General features: G+C 49.9%; 13 protein-coding genes and 5 tRNA genes. 13 read left to right on the top strand and 5 right to left on the bottom strand.

Going from position 1 to position 15,772, the window contains the following annotated elements:
- The 3 genes from ccoO to corA all read right to left on the bottom strand — a co-directional run.
- The coding region (gene ccoO / locus D6694_02145; GenBank protein RMH47394.1) for a cytochrome-c oxidase, cbb3-type subunit II at nucleotides 1-525 on the bottom strand (525 nt) is incomplete at its 3' end.
- An 11-nt stretch (nucleotides 526-536) separates the two neighbouring features.
- Nucleotides 537-1,964 (bottom strand): cytochrome-c oxidase, cbb3-type subunit I, encoded by a 1,428-nt coding sequence (ccoN, locus tag D6694_02140; GenBank protein ID RMH47393.1) that lies wholly within the window; start codon nucleotides 1,962-1,964, stop codon nucleotides 537-539.
- A gap of 139 nt (nucleotides 1,965-2,103) precedes the next feature.
- The gene (gene corA / locus D6694_02135; GenBank protein ID RMH47392.1) at nucleotides 2,104-3,162 is read right to left on the bottom strand and encodes a magnesium and cobalt transport protein CorA; all 1,059 of its coding nucleotides are present in this window, start codon (nucleotides 3,160-3,162) and stop codon (nucleotides 2,104-2,106) included.
- Nucleotides 3,163-3,445: 283 nt separating this feature from the next.
- On the opposite strand from corA, the gene D6694_02130 reads away from it, so the two are divergent.
- Nucleotides 3,446-5,068 carry a hypothetical protein gene (locus D6694_02130; GenBank protein RMH47391.1) on the top strand — a complete coding sequence of 541 codons (1,623 nt, stop codon included), beginning with the start codon at nucleotides 3,446-3,448 and terminating at the stop codon, nucleotides 5,066-5,068.
- On the opposite strand, the gene D6694_02125 is transcribed toward D6694_02130, so the two are convergent.
- Nucleotides 5,062-5,292 (bottom strand): SlyX family protein, encoded by a 231-nt coding sequence (locus D6694_02125; GenBank protein RMH47390.1) that lies wholly within the window; start codon nucleotides 5,290-5,292, stop codon nucleotides 5,062-5,064. The genes D6694_02130 and D6694_02125 overlap by 7 nt on opposite strands.
- Nucleotides 5,285-5,770, bottom strand: a complete 486-nt coding sequence (locus tag D6694_02120; GenBank protein RMH47389.1) for a glutathione peroxidase — start codon at nucleotides 5,768-5,770, stop codon at nucleotides 5,285-5,287. Before D6694_02120 ends, D6694_02125 begins: the two co-directional genes overlap by 8 nt.
- Nucleotides 5,771-5,838: 68 nt before the next feature.
- On the opposite strand from D6694_02120, the gene D6694_02115 reads away from it, so the two are divergent.
- The 12 genes from D6694_02115 to D6694_02060 all read left to right on the top strand — a co-directional run bounded on the left by D6694_02115 (nucleotide 5,839) and on the right by D6694_02060 (nucleotide 15,704).
- Nucleotides 5,839-6,573 carry an enoyl-CoA hydratase gene (locus tag D6694_02115; GenBank protein RMH47388.1) on the top strand — a complete coding sequence of 245 codons (735 nt, stop codon included), beginning with the start codon at nucleotides 5,839-5,841 and terminating at the stop codon, nucleotides 6,571-6,573.
- A gap of 127 nt (nucleotides 6,574-6,700) precedes the next feature.
- Nucleotides 6,701-6,777 (top strand) — tRNA-Pro (locus tag D6694_02110).
- Nucleotides 6,778-6,802: 25 nt separating this feature from the next.
- Nucleotides 6,803-6,879 (top strand) — tRNA-Arg (locus D6694_02105).
- Between the two features lie 31 nt (nucleotides 6,880-6,910).
- Nucleotides 6,911-6,986, top strand: a tRNA-His gene (locus D6694_02100).
- Between the two features lie 58 nt (nucleotides 6,987-7,044).
- Nucleotides 7,045-7,129: transfer RNA gene (locus tag D6694_02095), tRNA-Leu, on the top strand.
- Between the two features lie 146 nt (nucleotides 7,130-7,275).
- Nucleotides 7,276-8,580 (top strand): trigger factor, encoded by a 1,305-nt coding sequence (locus D6694_02090; GenBank protein ID RMH47387.1) that lies wholly within the window; start codon nucleotides 7,276-7,278, stop codon nucleotides 8,578-8,580.
- Nucleotides 8,581-8,598: 18 nt separating this feature from the next.
- Nucleotides 8,599-9,234, top strand: a complete 636-nt coding sequence (gene clpP, locus D6694_02085) for an ATP-dependent Clp endopeptidase proteolytic subunit ClpP (GenBank protein RMH47396.1) — start codon at nucleotides 8,599-8,601, stop codon at nucleotides 9,232-9,234.
- 52 nt (nucleotides 9,235-9,286) lie between these two features.
- Nucleotides 9,287-10,585 (top strand): ATP-dependent Clp protease ATP-binding subunit ClpX, encoded by a 1,299-nt coding sequence (clpX, locus tag D6694_02080; protein ID RMH47386.1) that lies wholly within the window; start codon nucleotides 9,287-9,289, stop codon nucleotides 10,583-10,585.
- A gap of 123 nt (nucleotides 10,586-10,708) precedes the next feature.
- Complete coding sequence (locus D6694_02075; protein ID RMH47385.1) at nucleotides 10,709-13,126, top strand: endopeptidase La; 2,418 nt, start codon at nucleotides 10,709-10,711, stop codon at nucleotides 13,124-13,126.
- Nucleotides 13,127-13,277: 151 nt separating this feature from the next.
- On the top strand, nucleotides 13,278-13,550 hold the full coding sequence (locus D6694_02070) for an HU family DNA-binding protein (protein ID RMH47384.1): 273 nt from the start codon (nucleotides 13,278-13,280) through the stop codon (nucleotides 13,548-13,550).
- 75 nt (nucleotides 13,551-13,625) lie between these two features.
- Nucleotides 13,626-13,702 (top strand) — tRNA-Asp (locus D6694_02065).
- A gap of 532 nt (nucleotides 13,703-14,234) precedes the next feature.
- On the top strand, nucleotides 14,235-15,704 hold the full coding sequence (locus D6694_02060) for a hypothetical protein (protein ID RMH47395.1): 1,470 nt from the start codon (nucleotides 14,235-14,237) through the stop codon (nucleotides 15,702-15,704).
- The last annotated feature ends 68 nt before the right edge of the window (nucleotides 15,705-15,772 follow it).

Below are 15,772 nucleotides of genomic sequence, written 5' to 3'. Positions count from 1 at the left end.
TTGCGCGTTGGCAATTTGCTCATCCGTATAGGGCACGCCCAGTTTACGTAACACCTGCATCTTTTTGGCGGTCAACTTGCCATCAAGTTTGCGTTCGGCCAACCACGGAAAGGCCGGCATGTTGGAGTCCTTGACCACGTCACGCGGGTTGATTAAGTGCACTCTGTGCCAGTCATCACTGTAACGTCCACCGACCCGTGCCAGATCAGGGCCTGTGCGTTTTGACCCCCATAAGAATGGGTGCTCGTAGACAAACTCACCAGCCACCGAATAGTGACCGTAGCGTTCTACTTCGGCGCGCAATGGTCGCACCATTTGTGTGTGGCAGACATGGCAACCTTCTCGAATATAGATATCGCGGCCTTCAAGTTGTAAGGCAGTGTATGGTTTCAGGCCGTCGACCGGCTTAGTTGTTTCGTCCATGTGGAAGAGTGGCAAAATTTCCACCAATCCACCTATCGAGACGACGATAAGAATCAGCAGGCCCATCAAGCCAATATTTTTTTCGACCACTTCATGTTTCATCGTGCACCCCCTTATGCCTGCTTCGGCTCGATGGTTTGTTCCGTCACGGTCTGTTTTGGACCGGCAATCGTTTTAAACACGTTGTATGCCATAAGGAACATACCCGATAGGAACAAGATGCCACCAGCGAGGCGAATGCCGTAGTATGGATAAGTGGCTTTCAAGCTTTCGATAAAGGACCAAGTCAACGTGCCATCATCGTTGGTGGCGCGCCACATGAGCCCTTGCGTCACACCGGCGATCCACATGGCCGTGATGTACAGGACAATGCCGATGGTCGACAACCAGAAGTGCCAATTAATCAGCTTGACGCTGTACATTTCTTTTTTGCCCCATAGGCGTGGAATCAAATGGTACATGGAACCAATGGTGACCATGGCAACCCAGCCTAAAGCGCCGCTGTGCACGTGACCAATGGTCCAGTCCGTATCATGTGACAAGGCGTTAACGGTTTTGATGGACATCATGGGCCCTTCGAAGGTCGACATGCCGTAGAACGACAGCGAAACGATCAGGAAGCGAATGATTGGGTCGTCGCGCAATTTGTGCCAGGCGCCTGAGAGCGTCATGATGCCGTTGATCATACCGCCCCAGGATGGCGCGAGAAGAATGAGAGAGAACACCATACCCAATGACTGCGCCCAGTCAGGCAGCGCCGAATAATGCAGATGATGCGGTCCCGCCCACATGTAGACACCAATCAGGGCCCAAAAGTGCACGATGGAAAGACGATAAGAATACACGGGTCGTTCAGCCTGCTTTGGCACAAAGTAATACATCATGCCCAGAAAGCCAGCGGTCAGGAAAAAGCCCACGGCATTGTGGCCGTACCACCATTGCACCATGGCATCCACAGCCCCCGCGTAAATCGAATAGGATTTCATGGTGGAGACCGGGTATTCTAGGCTATTAAAAATGTGGAGTATGGCTACAGCCAAAATAAAACCGCCGTAGAACCAGTTCGCCACATAGATATGGCTGGTACGGCGCTTCACAATCGTGCCAAAGTACACGATGGCGAATGCCACCCACACCACCGCAATGGCAATGTCAATCGGCCATTCAAGTTCCGCGTATTCCTTGGCGGTGGTATACCCGAGTGGTAGCGTTATAGCTGCGGCGATAATAATCGCGGTCCACCCCCAGAAAACAAAACTGGCCAGCTTGTCGCTAAACAGTCGTGTCTGGCAGGTGCGTTGCACGACATAGAAAGCGGTACCCATCAGCGCCGATCCCCCAAACGCAAAAATGACGGCGTTGGTATGCAGCGGCCGCAGTCGTGAATAAGTCAGCCAAGGCGTGTCAAAGTTCAACTCTGGCCAAATGAGCTGAGCGGCGATTAACACACCGACAGCCATGCCGACAATGCCCCAGATAACGGTCATCACCGCAAACTGGCGCACCACCGTATAGTTGTAGGTCAGTGCTTTGTCGTTCATGGATGGTTGTCCTTGTAGTTGGATGGTAAAACACACTGATTTTGATCAAGGGTGCGCAGATTGTAGCGCAAAAAAGGCGGCCTGTTTTGATCGTTATCAATAGGAGCCTATGTCGAGAGTATTTTGACAACGCTAACCCTCATAGCCAGCGTCGTCGCTTGAAGTAAACGAGTAAAGACACCCCGACAAGTATAAAGACCCCCCATATGCCCAAATAGCCCCACTGCCACTCCAATTCTGGCATGTGCTTGAAATTCATTCCATAAACACCTGCAAGAAACGTCAGTGGAATGAAAATTGCCGCAAAGACGGTCAGTACTTTCATGATTTCGTTCATATGTTGGCTTACCAGCGATAAATAGACGTCGAGCATTGAATCTAGAAGCTCGCGCGCGGTTTCCAGATTGCCGATCACACGAAGGGCATGGTCTTCGATATCACGAAAGTAGGGGAGCGTGGTTTCTTTAATCAGTGAATTGTCTCCCCGAATCAGTCCACTCACCATATTCGCGACTGGGAGCATAGCTTTGCGCTGACGAAGTACCACGCGTTTCAGATTCTGGATCTTAAGAAGTGTCGCTTGGTCCGTGTCGGCGGACAGAAGTTCTTCTTCTAACTCAAAAATATAATCCTCCAGTGTATCGTGCATATAGACATAGCTGTCGACCACCACGTCCATCAAAGCATAGAACAGATAGTCGGGGCCATGATTGCGAAGCTTGCCTCGCGCATTTTTCAGTCTTTCGACCACAGGGTTAAAAAGAGAAGTGGACGATTCTTCGAATGACACAACGACGTGTGGCAGGTAGATCATGCTCACTTGGGAGTCCGAATTCAGCGTGGTTTCTAAGTCCCATAAGGCATACCGTAATACAGCAAAGATTAGGTGTTCGTACTCCTCCAATTTTGGGCGCTGATGGCAGTTGAGAATATCCTCAAGGATAAGCTGATGAATGTCCAGAGTTTGGGCAAGCTGTGCCAAAAATTGGGTATCGGCAAGCCCCTGAATCTGAACCCATGTGGTGCCATGAAATGGCGTTTGAAGTAGGTCAAGTACCTGTTCCGAGGAAGCATCACGAACAATGTCGAGTTGGTCGTGTGTGAAGCGATAGATGTTGACCGCTGTCGGCAATGGTTGGTTATGGCTAACGTGAATAGGCGAACCTGGCGGCATGCCAGTTTTGTCAATGCGGGGCATGGGGAACACTCCGAAATAAACCTATGGTTACCTTAGCATAATTATTGATTCATTCTCTTGAAAAGCTAAGAAAAGGAACCGATAGGGCGTTGAGCATTTGTTAGCATTTTGTGAAGCGTAACAAATTTTGTTCGTTTATGTGGATGTGTTTTTTTAGGTATAGTAGGTATGAGTTTGTTTAGACATAAGGACGGTGTGTGTGAATTCAAAGGCGATTCTGTCTGCGGATGAATGTCTTGCGCTAATCGAGCAAGGGTCGAGCACTTTCAATCAGTGGCGGTCAATGAACCCCGAAATCCAGGTCGATTTATCCGGACAAAAGCTGGATAAATATGACTTAAGCGGTTATAACCTGAGTCATGCACTGCTTGTTGGCACCAGTTTTATAGATGCTAACCTAACCGACGCTGACCTCTCTGGAGCGAATTGCAGCAACGCCCGATTTATCGCCGCGATTTTGGATGGTACACGCTTTGATAACGCGAACTTAACTGACGCCGATTTCCTGGCGGCCATGGTGCGCCGGATCAGTCTTGTTGGACTCGATTTGCGCAACATCGACATGAAGTCCTTTAATTTAAGATATGCGCGCCTGGAACGCGTCGACCTGCGTGGCCAGTCTTTGAGTCATATGGATTTGACCGGCGCTTCGTTGGCAGGCGCTGACCTAAGTGGCATCGATCTGGTTGGCGCAAATTTGACCGGTGCCGACTTTACCAATGCCGTGCTGAATGAGTCGCTTTTGCAGGAAGCCAACTTGACCAAGGCGATATTGAATCGCGCCTCCCTGCAAAAGATTCGGGCCCGCAAAGCAATATTCCGAGAGGCACGTTGCGCCTGTACGGATTTCAGGCATGCTGATTTACGCGAGGTGGCTTTTGAGCAGGCCAACTTGACCGGTGCGCGGTTCCACGGTGCCACAACGGATGGCTGGATATTGCGTGGTGTTGAATGTGAATACTGTTATTGGGATCCACGCGGGCATGAACGCCAAAACTTTCGAAGGGGGGAATTTGAGCGACTTTATGGACTGAAACCCACCATTGTTTTGAAATACCCAGGGACGATTCGCTGGCATGAATTGGCCACCTTGCCCTTTTTGGCAGAGCATTTGGCAGCCAGTCAGTGGGGCACACTCATTCATCTAAAAAAAATCGAGGAAAGGCCTAGCAATACCGATGTCATTTTCAGTATTGAGGAAGTTGGGGACTTCGAGCCGGAACGGATACGCCAGACCCTGCAACAAGAAGCCGAAAATATTCAGGCCGCACAACTAGAGTTCAGAACCAACCCTCGTCTCTACAGTGAGTTGAAACAGGCACTTTCTAAAGTGAAAGAGCAGTTCTGGCCGCGTATGCTTGAATTGGCTGGAGAGCATGGGGCAGCGAACCAGCGTAATCTCACCGTCCTGTTTATGGACTTGAAAGGATTTTCGCGATGGCAGGACTCGGAGCTTTCGATTAAATTGGACCTGTTTCGAGGCCTCTTAAAGCCCATATTGGATAGATGGCAAGCCAGTTACCCAAACATGGAGGGCGACTCGTTGCGTGCCACCTTCCGTAATGCCGCCGCTGGCATCCAATGTGCCCTGATGGTGCAGCGTGTCCTCAGCGCAGCCGGGTTTGAATTGCGAATCGGCATGGATACAGGGCCTGTTATCGTGGCGGAAAATGCGGTTACCGGATTGCCCGATCTTGGTGGGTATGCGTTAAATTTCGCCGCCCGTCTAGAAGAAGTGGCGAAAACCGGTGAAGTGCTTGTATCACACCGTGTGCAGCAATTGGCACGAACGCTGCGGGATCATGTCCGCTTTGTGCCACGGGAAGTGACCCTGCACAAACCTATTGGAGAGTTGGAAGCCGGAAGTCGAGTGACGGCCTATGTGGTGTCAGACAATACTCAATAATGCGGTGGCGGGGCATCCTTCTCTTGGAATGCCAGCGGCAATGTTTTGAGCATTTCAGTTAATTGACTCAGCAGGCCCTGCAATTGCTCAATATTCTTCTGTTGTTGAACGATGACATCGTTTAACTGTTCGACGGTTGCCTCGGCGAAGGTGTAGCGAGTTTCCAGTTGCTCGATTCGTTTCGTCAGTTCGGCGATACGCTGTTCTAGTTCATGTTCATTCATTAATCCATGCCTCGATAACGTTTTGTAATTTTTCAGGCTTGGTACTTGGGGCAAACCGCTTGATTTTGCTGCCGCCCCGATTCACCAAAAACTTTGTAAAGTTCCACTTGATGCGCTTGGATCCGAGCACTCCAGGGGCTTCGGCTTTTAGCTTCTGGAATATTGGATGCGTATTGGGACCATTCACCTCGACTTTTTGTGACAGCGGAAATGACACTCCATATCGAATTCGGCAAAATTCGGCGATTTCAGATTCGTTGCCCGGTTCTTGATGCAAAAATTGATCGCACGGGAATCCCAGTACGACAAAACCACGAGAGGCATAGCGTGTATAAAGCGCTTCTAAACCCTCATACTGCGGGGTAAAGCCACAACGGCTGGCAGTGTTGACGATCAGCATCACTTGTTGCTCGTAATCCTTTAGGGATATCGTCTTGCCAGTAATGTCCGTGAAAGAGAGCTGATATAAATCGTGCATACACTAATTGCCGAGCTGTGATGATTACCAGTATAGTAACCTGAGTGGGTCAAGCTGACGAGGGTTTTATGACGGAACATGTCGCAAATTTTTATCAAGATGGCATATTGACCATTCAACTCGCGCGTCCTGAGAAAAAGAATGCGTTGACGGCTGCGATGTATGCCGAAGTGGCCAAACAGTTAAAGCGCGCCAATGATGACGAAGAGATTCGTGCCATCATTATCCATGGGGGGGACGACTTTACGGCGGGCAATGACATCGCAGATTTTTTGCATCAAACCATCGATCAGACGAGCCCTGTTCTGCAATTTCTACACGCGCTGGCTGATTGTCGTAAGCCACTGATTGCCGCAGTGAAAGGTGTGGCTGTGGGGGTGGGTACGACGATGCTTTTACATTGTGATTTTGTCTATGCCCACCCGGAGACCATGTTCTCATTACCATTTGTCAAACTAGGGCTATGTACTGAGGCGGCTTCGAGCTTGCTATTGCCAAAAATGGTTGGCCGTATACGGGCCACCGAATGGCTCTTGCTTTGTGAACCATTTGGAGCGCAGACAGCTTTTGAAAATGGCTTGCTGACACGCGTTTGCGAAGACCCTCTTGCCATTGCACGCGCCACAGCGGAGCAGCTAGTGCGTATGTCGCCTGAGGCGATACAAGCCACAAAAGCGCTCATTCGGACTTGTTCGCAAGAAAATGTACATGATGTAATCGACAAAGAAGCGGCAACCTTTGCGCGACTTTTGAAGACGGACGCTGCGCGGAGCGCTTTTGAGGCTTTTCTCGCGAAGAAGTGACGAGAGGCCGATGGCGTTGGATAGCAGTCAACCTGTTTGAAGCATTTAAAGGTCTTTTGCGCTTGACGCCAAAATCGCAAATCAGTATCATGCGCGCACCCTGAATGATGTTGGTTTTCAGGGCGCTCGGGGAATAGCGCAGTCTGGTAGCGCGCCTGCTTTGGGTGCAGGATGTCGGGGGTTCAAATCCCTCTTCCCCGACCAGGATTGTCGGCAGGGCTGAAACGATGCGCCCGTAGCTCATCTGGATAGAGCATCGGCCTTCTAAGCCGAGGGTAGCAGGTTCGAATCCTGCCGGGCGTGCCACTTTCAGGGGCATCGTGTCTGAAGTTCTGTGGTGAGCGTAGCTCAGTTGGTAGAGCCCCGGATTGTGATTCCGGTCGTCGTGGGTTCGAGTCCCATCGCTCACCCCATATTAAGTTTGAACAATTGCCGTGTGAATCCAAGTATTGTCTCCGACACGATTTTTAAGCGGAAGTGGCGGAATTGGTAGACGCGCTGGATTTAGGTTCCAGTGCCGCAAGGCGTGAGAGTTCAAGTCTCTCCTTCCGCACCATATTCCCATTCTCGTCAATTTTGGTATCCTAGCCGCTTTCCGAGTCAGTGACAGCCGCGACGGTTGTCTTGGCAAACATATGTAAAAGTTTCGCGTGTTTTCCGTTGCCTGCTGAGGGCGCGGCTTTAATACTGAGGTGAAAACAAATGCAAATTTCTGTCGAAACCACCCAAGGACTTGAGCGCAAGATGACCATAGAGATCCCTGCCAAATTGGTAGAGGATGAGGTGAAAAAGCGTTTGCAGCAGCTTGCCAAAACTCAAAGAGTGCCGGGATTTCGCCCTGGGAAAGTGCCGTTGAGCTTTATTCAGAAGCGATTTGGAAAGGCCGTGCGCGCAGAAGTGGAAGCTGAAGTGATGCGGAGAAGCTTTTTCGAAGCCGCGGTGCAAGAAAAAATCAATCCTGCTGGCGCGCCACGGGTGGAGCCGTTGGAAAGTGAAGCGGGCGATCAGTTCAAGTTTGCGGCCTATTTCGAGGTGTACCCTGAAATTGAAGTTCAGGACTTCAGTCAGCTGGAATTTGAAAAGCCTGTTGCGGAGGTGACCGAGGAAGACGTCGACAACATGCTTGAGATCCTGCGCAAGCAACGGGCCACTTGGGAACCAGTGCGTCGGATGGCTCGCAAAGGTGATCAGGTCGTCATTGACTTCCGCGGAACCATTGATGGAGAACCTTTCGAGGGTGGTGAGGCCAAGGATTTCCCGGTCGTACTTGGCGAAGGCAAGATGTTGGATGACTTTGAAAATGGCCTTTTGAAAATTAAAAAAGGCGAAGAGCGTGAAATCGAGGTTGCATTTCCTGAGGACTACCACAATAAAGAGTTGGCTGGTAAGAAAGCCGTATTTCATGTGGTGGCCAAGGCGGTCAATGGTCAAAAGCTGCCAGAGCTTGATGAAGCGTTCGTGAAGCAATTCGGATTAGAAGAGGGCTCGGTCGAGGCTCTGCGCGCTGAAGTGCGTAAAAACATGGAGCGCGAGCTGCGCCAAACACTTCGTAATCAAGTCAAGACCGCGGTGTTTGATGCGCTTGCGGAAGCCTACGACTTTGAATTACCAAAAGCCTTAATCGATCAGGAAATTGATGTGTTGCGTCAACAGATGATGCAACGACTCGGTGCCAACGCCGGGCAGCAGTTACCTGAGTTGCCTGCTGATTTGTTCGAAGAGGAGGCGCGTAAACGGGTCAAACTTGGGCTGCTTTTGTCCGAATTGATCAAAAAGCATGACATCAAGGCCGATGAAGAAAAGATAAAGGAACTTGTTGAAGAAATGGCGTCGGCTTATGATGACCCCGAGGGCGTTGTCAATTGGTATATGGCGGACAAAAGACGCCTTGCTGAGTTCGAAGGGCTCGTCCTTGAAAATCAGGTCGTTGACCAAATATTAAGTGAAGCCAAAGTCAAAGAAGTCAAGAAGACTTTTGATGAAGTGATGAATCCGGGCAAAAACTAATCGATTGTGGAGGGCAACGTGTCAAGACATTCAGCATTGGAAACGGAAGCACTGGGATTGGTGCCGATCGTCGTTGAGCAAACCGCCCGCGGTGAGCGCTCATATGACATTTATTCACGGTTGCTGAAGGAGCGCGTTGTCTTTCTCGTTGGTCCGGTGGAAGATCAAATGGCCAATCTGGTCATTGCCCAGTTATTGTTCCTGGAGTCTGAAAACCCGGATAAAGACATTTATTTGTACATTAATTCGCCGGGTGGTTCGGTCACGGCCGGGCTGGCCATTTACGATACCATGCAGTTTATCAAGCCTGATGTCAGCACTTTGTGTATTGGCCAAGCTGCGAGCATGGGTGCCTTTTTGCTGGCGGGCGGCGCCAAGGGTAAACGGTATTGCTTGCCCAATTCACGGGTGATGATTCATCAACCGCTCGGCGGTTTTCAGGGACAGGCATCCGACATCGAAATTCACGCGCAAGAAATTCTTAAACTCAAACGTAAATTAAATGAAATTTTGGCCGAAAATACTGGTCGAACGGTTGAGCAAATTGCCAAAGACACGGATAGGGACAATTTCATGAGTGCACAACAGGCCGTAGAATATGGCTTAGTGGATGCGGTGCTAGAAAGTCGGGCGAAGGAAGAAAAAAAGGGTTAAACTAAAACGCTAGGCGGAAGACTATCTGAACGGATGATACCAAGGGTGAATTATGAGTGGTGGTAACAAGTCAGGCAGCGACGGTTCAAGTAAGCTTCTCTATTGCTCCTTCTGCGGCAAGAGCCAGCATGAAGTGCGAAAACTGATCGCTGGCCCTTCGGTATTTATCTGTGACGAATGTGTCGAACTTTGCAATGACATCATACGCGAAGAAATTCAGGATGCTGATGATGCAACGGAGACGGATGGTAGCCTGCCATCGCCTCAGGAAATTCGGCGATTTCTGGATGACTATGTGATTGGCCAGGAGAAAGCGAAGAAGGTTTTGGCCGTCGCAGTGTATAACCACTACAAACGTCTGCGAAACAATGCAAAGTTCGATAACCGCGATGACGTTGAACTCGGCAAGAGTAATATTCTGCTGATCGGTCCGACAGGAAGTGGTAAGACGCTATTGGCACAGACGCTGGCTCGGGTGTTGAATGTGCCTTTTGCCATTGCGGATGCCACGACGCTGACAGAAGCTGGTTATGTAGGTGAGGACGTCGAGAATATTATTCAAAAACTGCTGCAAGCGTGTGACTATGACATTGAAAGAGCGCAGCAGGGCATCGTCTATGTCGACGAGATTGATAAAATTTCACGCAAATCAGACAACCCCTCTATTACCCGGGATGTATCTGGCGAAGGGGTGCAGCAGGCATTGCTGAAGTTGATTGAGGGGACTGTGGCGTCGGTGCCGCCCCAAGGTGGTCGAAAACATCCGCAGCAAGAATTTCTGCAAGTGGACACGACAAATATATTGTTCATTTGTGGTGGCGCGTTTTCAGGATTGGAAAAAATTATTCAGCAACGGACAGAAAAAGGTGGTATCGGCTTTTCAGCCGAAGTGCATTCAAAGGATGCCAAGAAAAACCTGGGCCTATTGTTTGAACAGGTTGAGCCTGATGATCTAGTACGATACGGCTTGATTCCGGAATTTGTAGGTCGATTGCCTGTCATCGCGACACTTGAAGAGCTGGACAAGCAGGCGCTGATTCGCATTTTGACGGAGCCGAAGAACGCCCTCACTCGGCAGTATGCCCGGTTGTTTGAAATGGAAGGGGTCGAGTTGGAGTTTAGGCAGGATGCGTTGGAGGCCATCGCAGAATTGGCCATTGAACGTAAGACGGGAGCCCGTGGCTTGCGGTCGATCATGGAAGGGGTTTTGCTGGACATCATGTATGAATTGCCTGATATGAAAGATGTCGCCAAGGTTGTCATTGATCGCTCCGTCGTCGAGGGGCAGTCAGAGCCTATACTCATTTATGACAACCGAGACAATAATGAAAGGGCGGCTTCTGATAATTAACCACGCATACCACCGAAGTATTGAAACGTCTCCCGAACGTCCCCATATAATCATTCAGAGAATCTTGAGCAGGCGCGTATGTTCGCGCCTGCCTCGTAGCGAATTTTAACCGAGAGGTGCTGTATGACTGCGACTATAGAGATCGCAAAACGACTTCCCCTATTGCCATTGCGTGACGTGGTGATTTTTCCACGCATGGTGATCACGCTTTTCGTCGGGCGAGAGAAATCGATCGAAGCGTTGGAGATTGCCATGCGCGAAAACAAGCAAATCATGCTTGTGACGCAGAAAGAAGCTTCTGAAGACGCACCGGATCGCGATGGACTGTACGATGTTGGCTGTGTGGCCAATATTTTGCGTATGCTGAAATTGCCTGACGGCAATATTCGAGTATTAGTCGAGGGCGTGCAACGGGCGAAGTTGACCTCTGTTTTGGATGACGGTGAAACGCTGATAGCAGAAATCGAACCGATTGTGGAGGTAATTCCTGATCAGCGTGAGGCCGAAATTCTTGCTCGGCAATGTATTGAGCGTTTTGAAAAATACGTTCAATTACACCATAAGATCCCTGATGAAATTTTGAAATCTTTGCCGTCAATGGAGGACCCGGGCGAAGTGGCCGATTCTATTGCGGCCCACATGCAAGTTAAAGTCGAACAAAAACAACAAGTTCTCCAATGTGCTGATATTGTCGAGCGTTTGGAACGCTTGGCCATGTTGCTTGAAACGGAGATCGACTTGCTTGAAATTGAGCAACGTATCCGTGGCCGAGTCAAGCAACAAATGGAGAAAAGTCAGCGAGAGTATTATTTGAATGAACAAATGAAGGCCATCCAGAAAGAATTGGGAGAACTGGATGATGGCCCCAATGAGATTGAAGAAATTGAAAAGAAAATAGCGAGCTCCGGTATGCCGAAAGAAGCGCGCGAAAAGGTGGAAAGCGAGCTTCGCAAGTTGAAAATGATGTCACCCATGTCGGCAGAAGCAACCGTAGTTCGCGGCTATATCGATTGGATGCTGCAGGTTCCTTGGGCCAAGCGGACGCGGGTTAAACGCGACATTGCGGCAGCGCAGAAAATTCTTGATGCCGACCATTATGGTCTTGAGAAAGTGAAGGAACGCATCCTCGAATATCTGGCGGTGCAAAGTCGTGTGCGTAAATTGAAAGGGCCAATTTTGTGCTTGGTTGGACCGCCGGGCGTAGGTAAGACCTCTCTCGGGCAATCTATTGCCAAAGCGACTGGACGGAAATTTGTGCGTATGGCCTTAGGTGGTGTCCGAGACGAAGCGGAAATTCGCGGACATCGACGGACGTACATCGGGGCTTTGCCTGGCAAGATTATTCAGAAACTGGCAAAAGTGGGCGTCAAAAACCCGCTGTTCTTGCTGGATGAAGTAGACAAGATGGGCATGGATATGCGTGGCGATCCCGCCTCGGCATTACTTGAGGTATTGGATCCAGAGCAAAATAACGCATTCAATGACCATTACCTCGAAGTCGATTATGACTTATCGGAAGTCATGTTCGTTGCGACGGCGAACTCCATGAACATCCCGGCACCTTTGCTGGATCGTATGGAGGTGATTCGCCTCAGCGGCTACACGGAAGATGAAAAATTAAATATCGCGAAAAAGTACTTGTTGCCAAAGCAAATGCAGGCCAATGGTTTGAAGCGCTCGGAACTCGAGATGACCGATGAAGCGATCATCGACATTATTCGCTACTACACGCGTGAAGCTGGGGTCCGAAGCCTTGAACGTGAATTGGCGAAGATCTGCCGACGAGTGGTGAAATGTATGGCGCTAGGCGAGATCACTTCAGTGCCGGTGGTCATTACGCCTGACAAGCTTGAGGAGTATTTGGGCGTTCGGCGCTATGATTTCGGCCGAGCAAATGACGAGAACCAGGTTGGCCAGGTCAACGGCTTGGCGTGGACAGAAGTCGGTGGTGAACTGTTGACCATCGAAGCGGTGACCATGCCTGGTAAAGGGAAAACGACGTTTACCGGCCATCTTGGCGAAGTCATGCAAGAGTCGATCAAAGCAGCGATGACTGTGGTTCGGGTGCGTGCCGAGCAGCTTGGCATTGATCCTGAGTTCTATACGAAGACGGATATTCATGTTCACGTGCCCGAAGGCGCTACCCCGAAAGATGGCCCTTCTGCTGGCATTGGAATGTGTACGGCGCTGGTCTCCTCGTTAACCGGTATCCCAGTACGCAAGGACGTTGGAATGACTGGCGAGATCACCTTGCGGGGAGAAGTTTTGGCGATTGGCGGGCTCAAAGAAAAGCTCCTCGCGGCCCATAGAGCTGGTCTGCGCACGGTGCTCATCCCACGAGAAAACGCACGAGATCTGAAGGAAATTCCGGAAAATGTGAAGGAAAATTTGGAAATTGTCCCAGTGAAATGGATTGACGAGGTGTTGCAGCTTGCCCTCGAAAGAATGCCGACTCCATGGAAGGCGCAAGGCGCAAAGATCACTGAAACTGAGGGAGAAGAGAAGGGCAAAAGCGGGGCAGCTTACCCTGCCCAACATTGATAGGGCGCGAAAAAGGTGACGTTGTGCCTTGACACTGGTTTTGCCCTATTGGTATAACGTCCACACAGCGGTTGCTAAGACAGTCCTTAGACACAGTCACTTGGCAACCGTCGACGAACAAGAATTAACAAACAACAAAAGGGGAAGTTGAGTGAACAAGTCGGAACTGATTAATGCCATTGCGCAAAACGCTGATCTGTCTAAAGCAGCAGCAGGTCGTGCGCTAGACGCATTTATTGACGCAGTCACCGAGGCTTTGCGTAAAGGCGAGCAGGTGTCTCTGGTTGGTTTCGGGACTTTCAGTGTGAAAGAACGTGCCGCCAGAACAGGTCGCAATCCGCAAACCGGTGAAACTATTCAAATCGCTGCAGCAAAAGTGCCTGGCTTCAAAGCTGGGAAAGCACTCAAAGACGCTGTCAACTAATTAGCGTTAAATTGCCAGGCCTGCCCTGGACTAGGACCCGGAAATCGCTTATGTGATTCCGGGTCTCTGTCGTCTGGAGCGGTAGTTCAGCTGGTTAGAATACCGGCCTGTCACGCCGGGGGTCGCAGGTTCGAGTCCCGTCCGCTCCGCCAGCCTCTTGTCGCGTGTTGATGTCTGTGCTTGGCTCAAGAACAAATCTAGACGGTTAATGGAAATATGCTGGAAACAATTCGAAATAAAGTAGATAGCCCGTGGGTCAAGGTATTACTTGCCTTGGTGATTCTTTCCTTTGCGGTGGCGGGTATCGGCAGTTATATCCTGAGCAATGTGAATCGTGATGTGGCGGAAGTCAATGGTGAAAAAATCACCCGCCAAGAATTTGAACGGCAAGTCCAGCAAATTCGCCAGAACATGGGCGCACGATTTGAGCAGTTATATCCGACCGAACAGGCACTGTCGAAATTCAAGCGAGATGTTCTTGAGCAAATGATTTTGGCACGTTTGATTCGCCAGTTTGCCAACGATCTTGGTCTGACTGTCTCGCTTGAACGCGTTTTTGCTGAAATTCGGCAAATGGATGTCTTCAAAAACGAAAAAGGTGAGTATGACCCGGCAATCCTCAAGCGTGTGCTCGTGCGCGCCGGTTATACGCCGGAAGGTTTTGTGTCGGCGCGCCAGAGTGAAATGGCGTTGCAGCAGCTTCAACAGTTGTTGTCGAGCGAGTTTTCGCTTCAGGCAGAGATCGAGCAGTTTATTGCGCTAGATAAACAAAAGCGCGCCGGTCACTGGCTTGTGCTTGAGAGTGCACTTTTGGAACCGAAATACGATTTCTCGAGCGATGCAGGTAAGAAAGCGCTGAAAGAATACTACGAGGCACATAAAGAAAGTTTCCGTGTTCCAGAGCAAGTACAGGTTCAGTATGTGGAGCTTACGGCTGACCGGCTGGCAAATTCCATACAGGTGACCGAGGACGAGCTGAAGTCCTACTATGAGCAACATAAAGAAGAATTTGGGACACCAGAACAACGACGGGCTTCGCATATTTTGATCGCCGTTGATCAGAACGCGGCGAAAGAGGACAAAGAGAGAAAACGAAAGAAGGCCGAGGACATCCTAAAGCAACTTAAGGAAGGCGCTGATTTTGCTGAGCTCGCCAAAAAATTCTCGGAAGATCCGGGGAGTGCTGAGAAAGGCGGTGATTTGGGGTATTTTGGTCGCGGCATGATGGTGCCGGAGTTTGATAAGGCCGTATTTTCATTGAAAGAGGTCGGCGAACTTTCGAACTTGGTTGAGACGCCCTTTGGGTTTCATATCATAAAGTTGACCGGCATTAAGCCTGCCGACGTAAAACCTTTTAACGAAGTGCGGGACGATGTACTGGCTCGGGTTCGCAAAGAACGCGTCGATCTGCTGTATGCAGAGAAGAAAAATGAAATGGCTGAAAAGGCCTTTGAAATTGTCGATGCCCTTGACGAAGTGGCGCAGGTTGTTGGTGCTGAAGTGAAAACCTCACCATGGTTTTCGCGAGATAAAGGTGAGGGTATTTTCGCGAACCCTAAAGTGCGAGAGGCAGCTTTTTCAGACGCAGTATTGGTGGATGGTTATAACAGCGACGTGATCGAAGTCGGACCGAATCATGCCATTGTGCTTCGCTTGGCCAAGCACCAAGATGCTTATGTAAAGGCTTTTGATGATGTCAAAGAAGAGGTTGAAAAGCGATTGCGGCGCGAAAAAGCATTGGATGAAGTCGAGTCGCTTGGCCGGAAATTGATGGCTGAGCTTCAAAAACAAGATCTGAATTCGGCACTCAAGGTCTTGCCAGAAATTTTGAAAGCCAAATGGAATGACTTTTCCGGTTTGACGCGCCATGATGGTGAGGTGCGGCCAGAAATCCGTGACTTGGCGTTCGAGACACCACGGCCGAAAAAAGAAGTTCCCAGTGCCAATGGGCGTCGGTTGACGGATGGCTATGCGGTACTGGTTTTGACCAAGGTGGAGCCTGGCGCTTTACCAGCGATTAATGATAACGAACGCAAGCAGGTTGCGGCTCGGTTATCACAAGAAAGAATGATGCAATTAGATAGTGCAATACAAGGTTGGCTTAAACATCATGCCGACATTGAGCGTTATTCCTTGGACGATGAAGTGAACTAGTCGCCGTGTTTGTCAACAAAACCGCACAATGTCTGCGGTTTTGTTCTTTTGGAGTATCGATAACGGTC

Source organism: Gammaproteobacteria bacterium, from assembly GCA_003696665.1.
GTDB lineage: Bacteria > Pseudomonadota > Gammaproteobacteria > Enterobacterales.
The sequence above is the reverse complement of the archived record's forward strand: the minus strand, read 5'-3'. Positions and strand labels throughout refer to the sequence as shown.

What these genes read in the sequence shown, in the direction of transcription:
- ccoN (RMH47393.1), bottom strand. Translation starts at nt 1,964, where the DNA reads ATGAACGACAAAGCACTGACCTACAACTATACGGTGGTGCGCCAGTTT.
- D6694_02130 (RMH47391.1), top strand. Translation starts at nt 3,446, where the DNA reads ATGAACCCCGAAATCCAGGTCGATTTATCCGGACAAAAGCTGGATAAA.
- corA (RMH47392.1), bottom strand. Translation starts at nt 3,162, where the DNA reads ATGCCCCGCATTGACAAAACTGGCATGCCGCCAGGTTCGCCTATTCAC.
- D6694_02125 (RMH47390.1), bottom strand. Translation starts at nt 5,292, where the DNA reads ATGAATGAACATGAACTAGAACAGCGTATCGCCGAACTGACGAAACGA.
- D6694_02120 (RMH47389.1), bottom strand. Translation starts at nt 5,770, where the DNA reads ATGCACGATTTATATCAGCTCTCTTTCACGGACATTACTGGCAAGACG.
- D6694_02075 (RMH47385.1), top strand. Translation starts at nt 10,709, where the DNA reads ATGACTGCGACTATAGAGATCGCAAAACGACTTCCCCTATTGCCATTG.
- clpX (RMH47386.1), top strand. Translation starts at nt 9,287, where the DNA reads ATGAGTGGTGGTAACAAGTCAGGCAGCGACGGTTCAAGTAAGCTTCTC.
- D6694_02060 (RMH47395.1), top strand. Translation starts at nt 14,235, where the DNA reads ATGGCGTTGCAGCAGCTTCAACAGTTGTTGTCGAGCGAGTTTTCGCTT.
- D6694_02090 (RMH47387.1), top strand. Translation starts at nt 7,276, where the DNA reads ATGCAAATTTCTGTCGAAACCACCCAAGGACTTGAGCGCAAGATGACC.
- D6694_02115 (RMH47388.1), top strand. Translation starts at nt 5,839, where the DNA reads ATGACGGAACATGTCGCAAATTTTTATCAAGATGGCATATTGACCATT.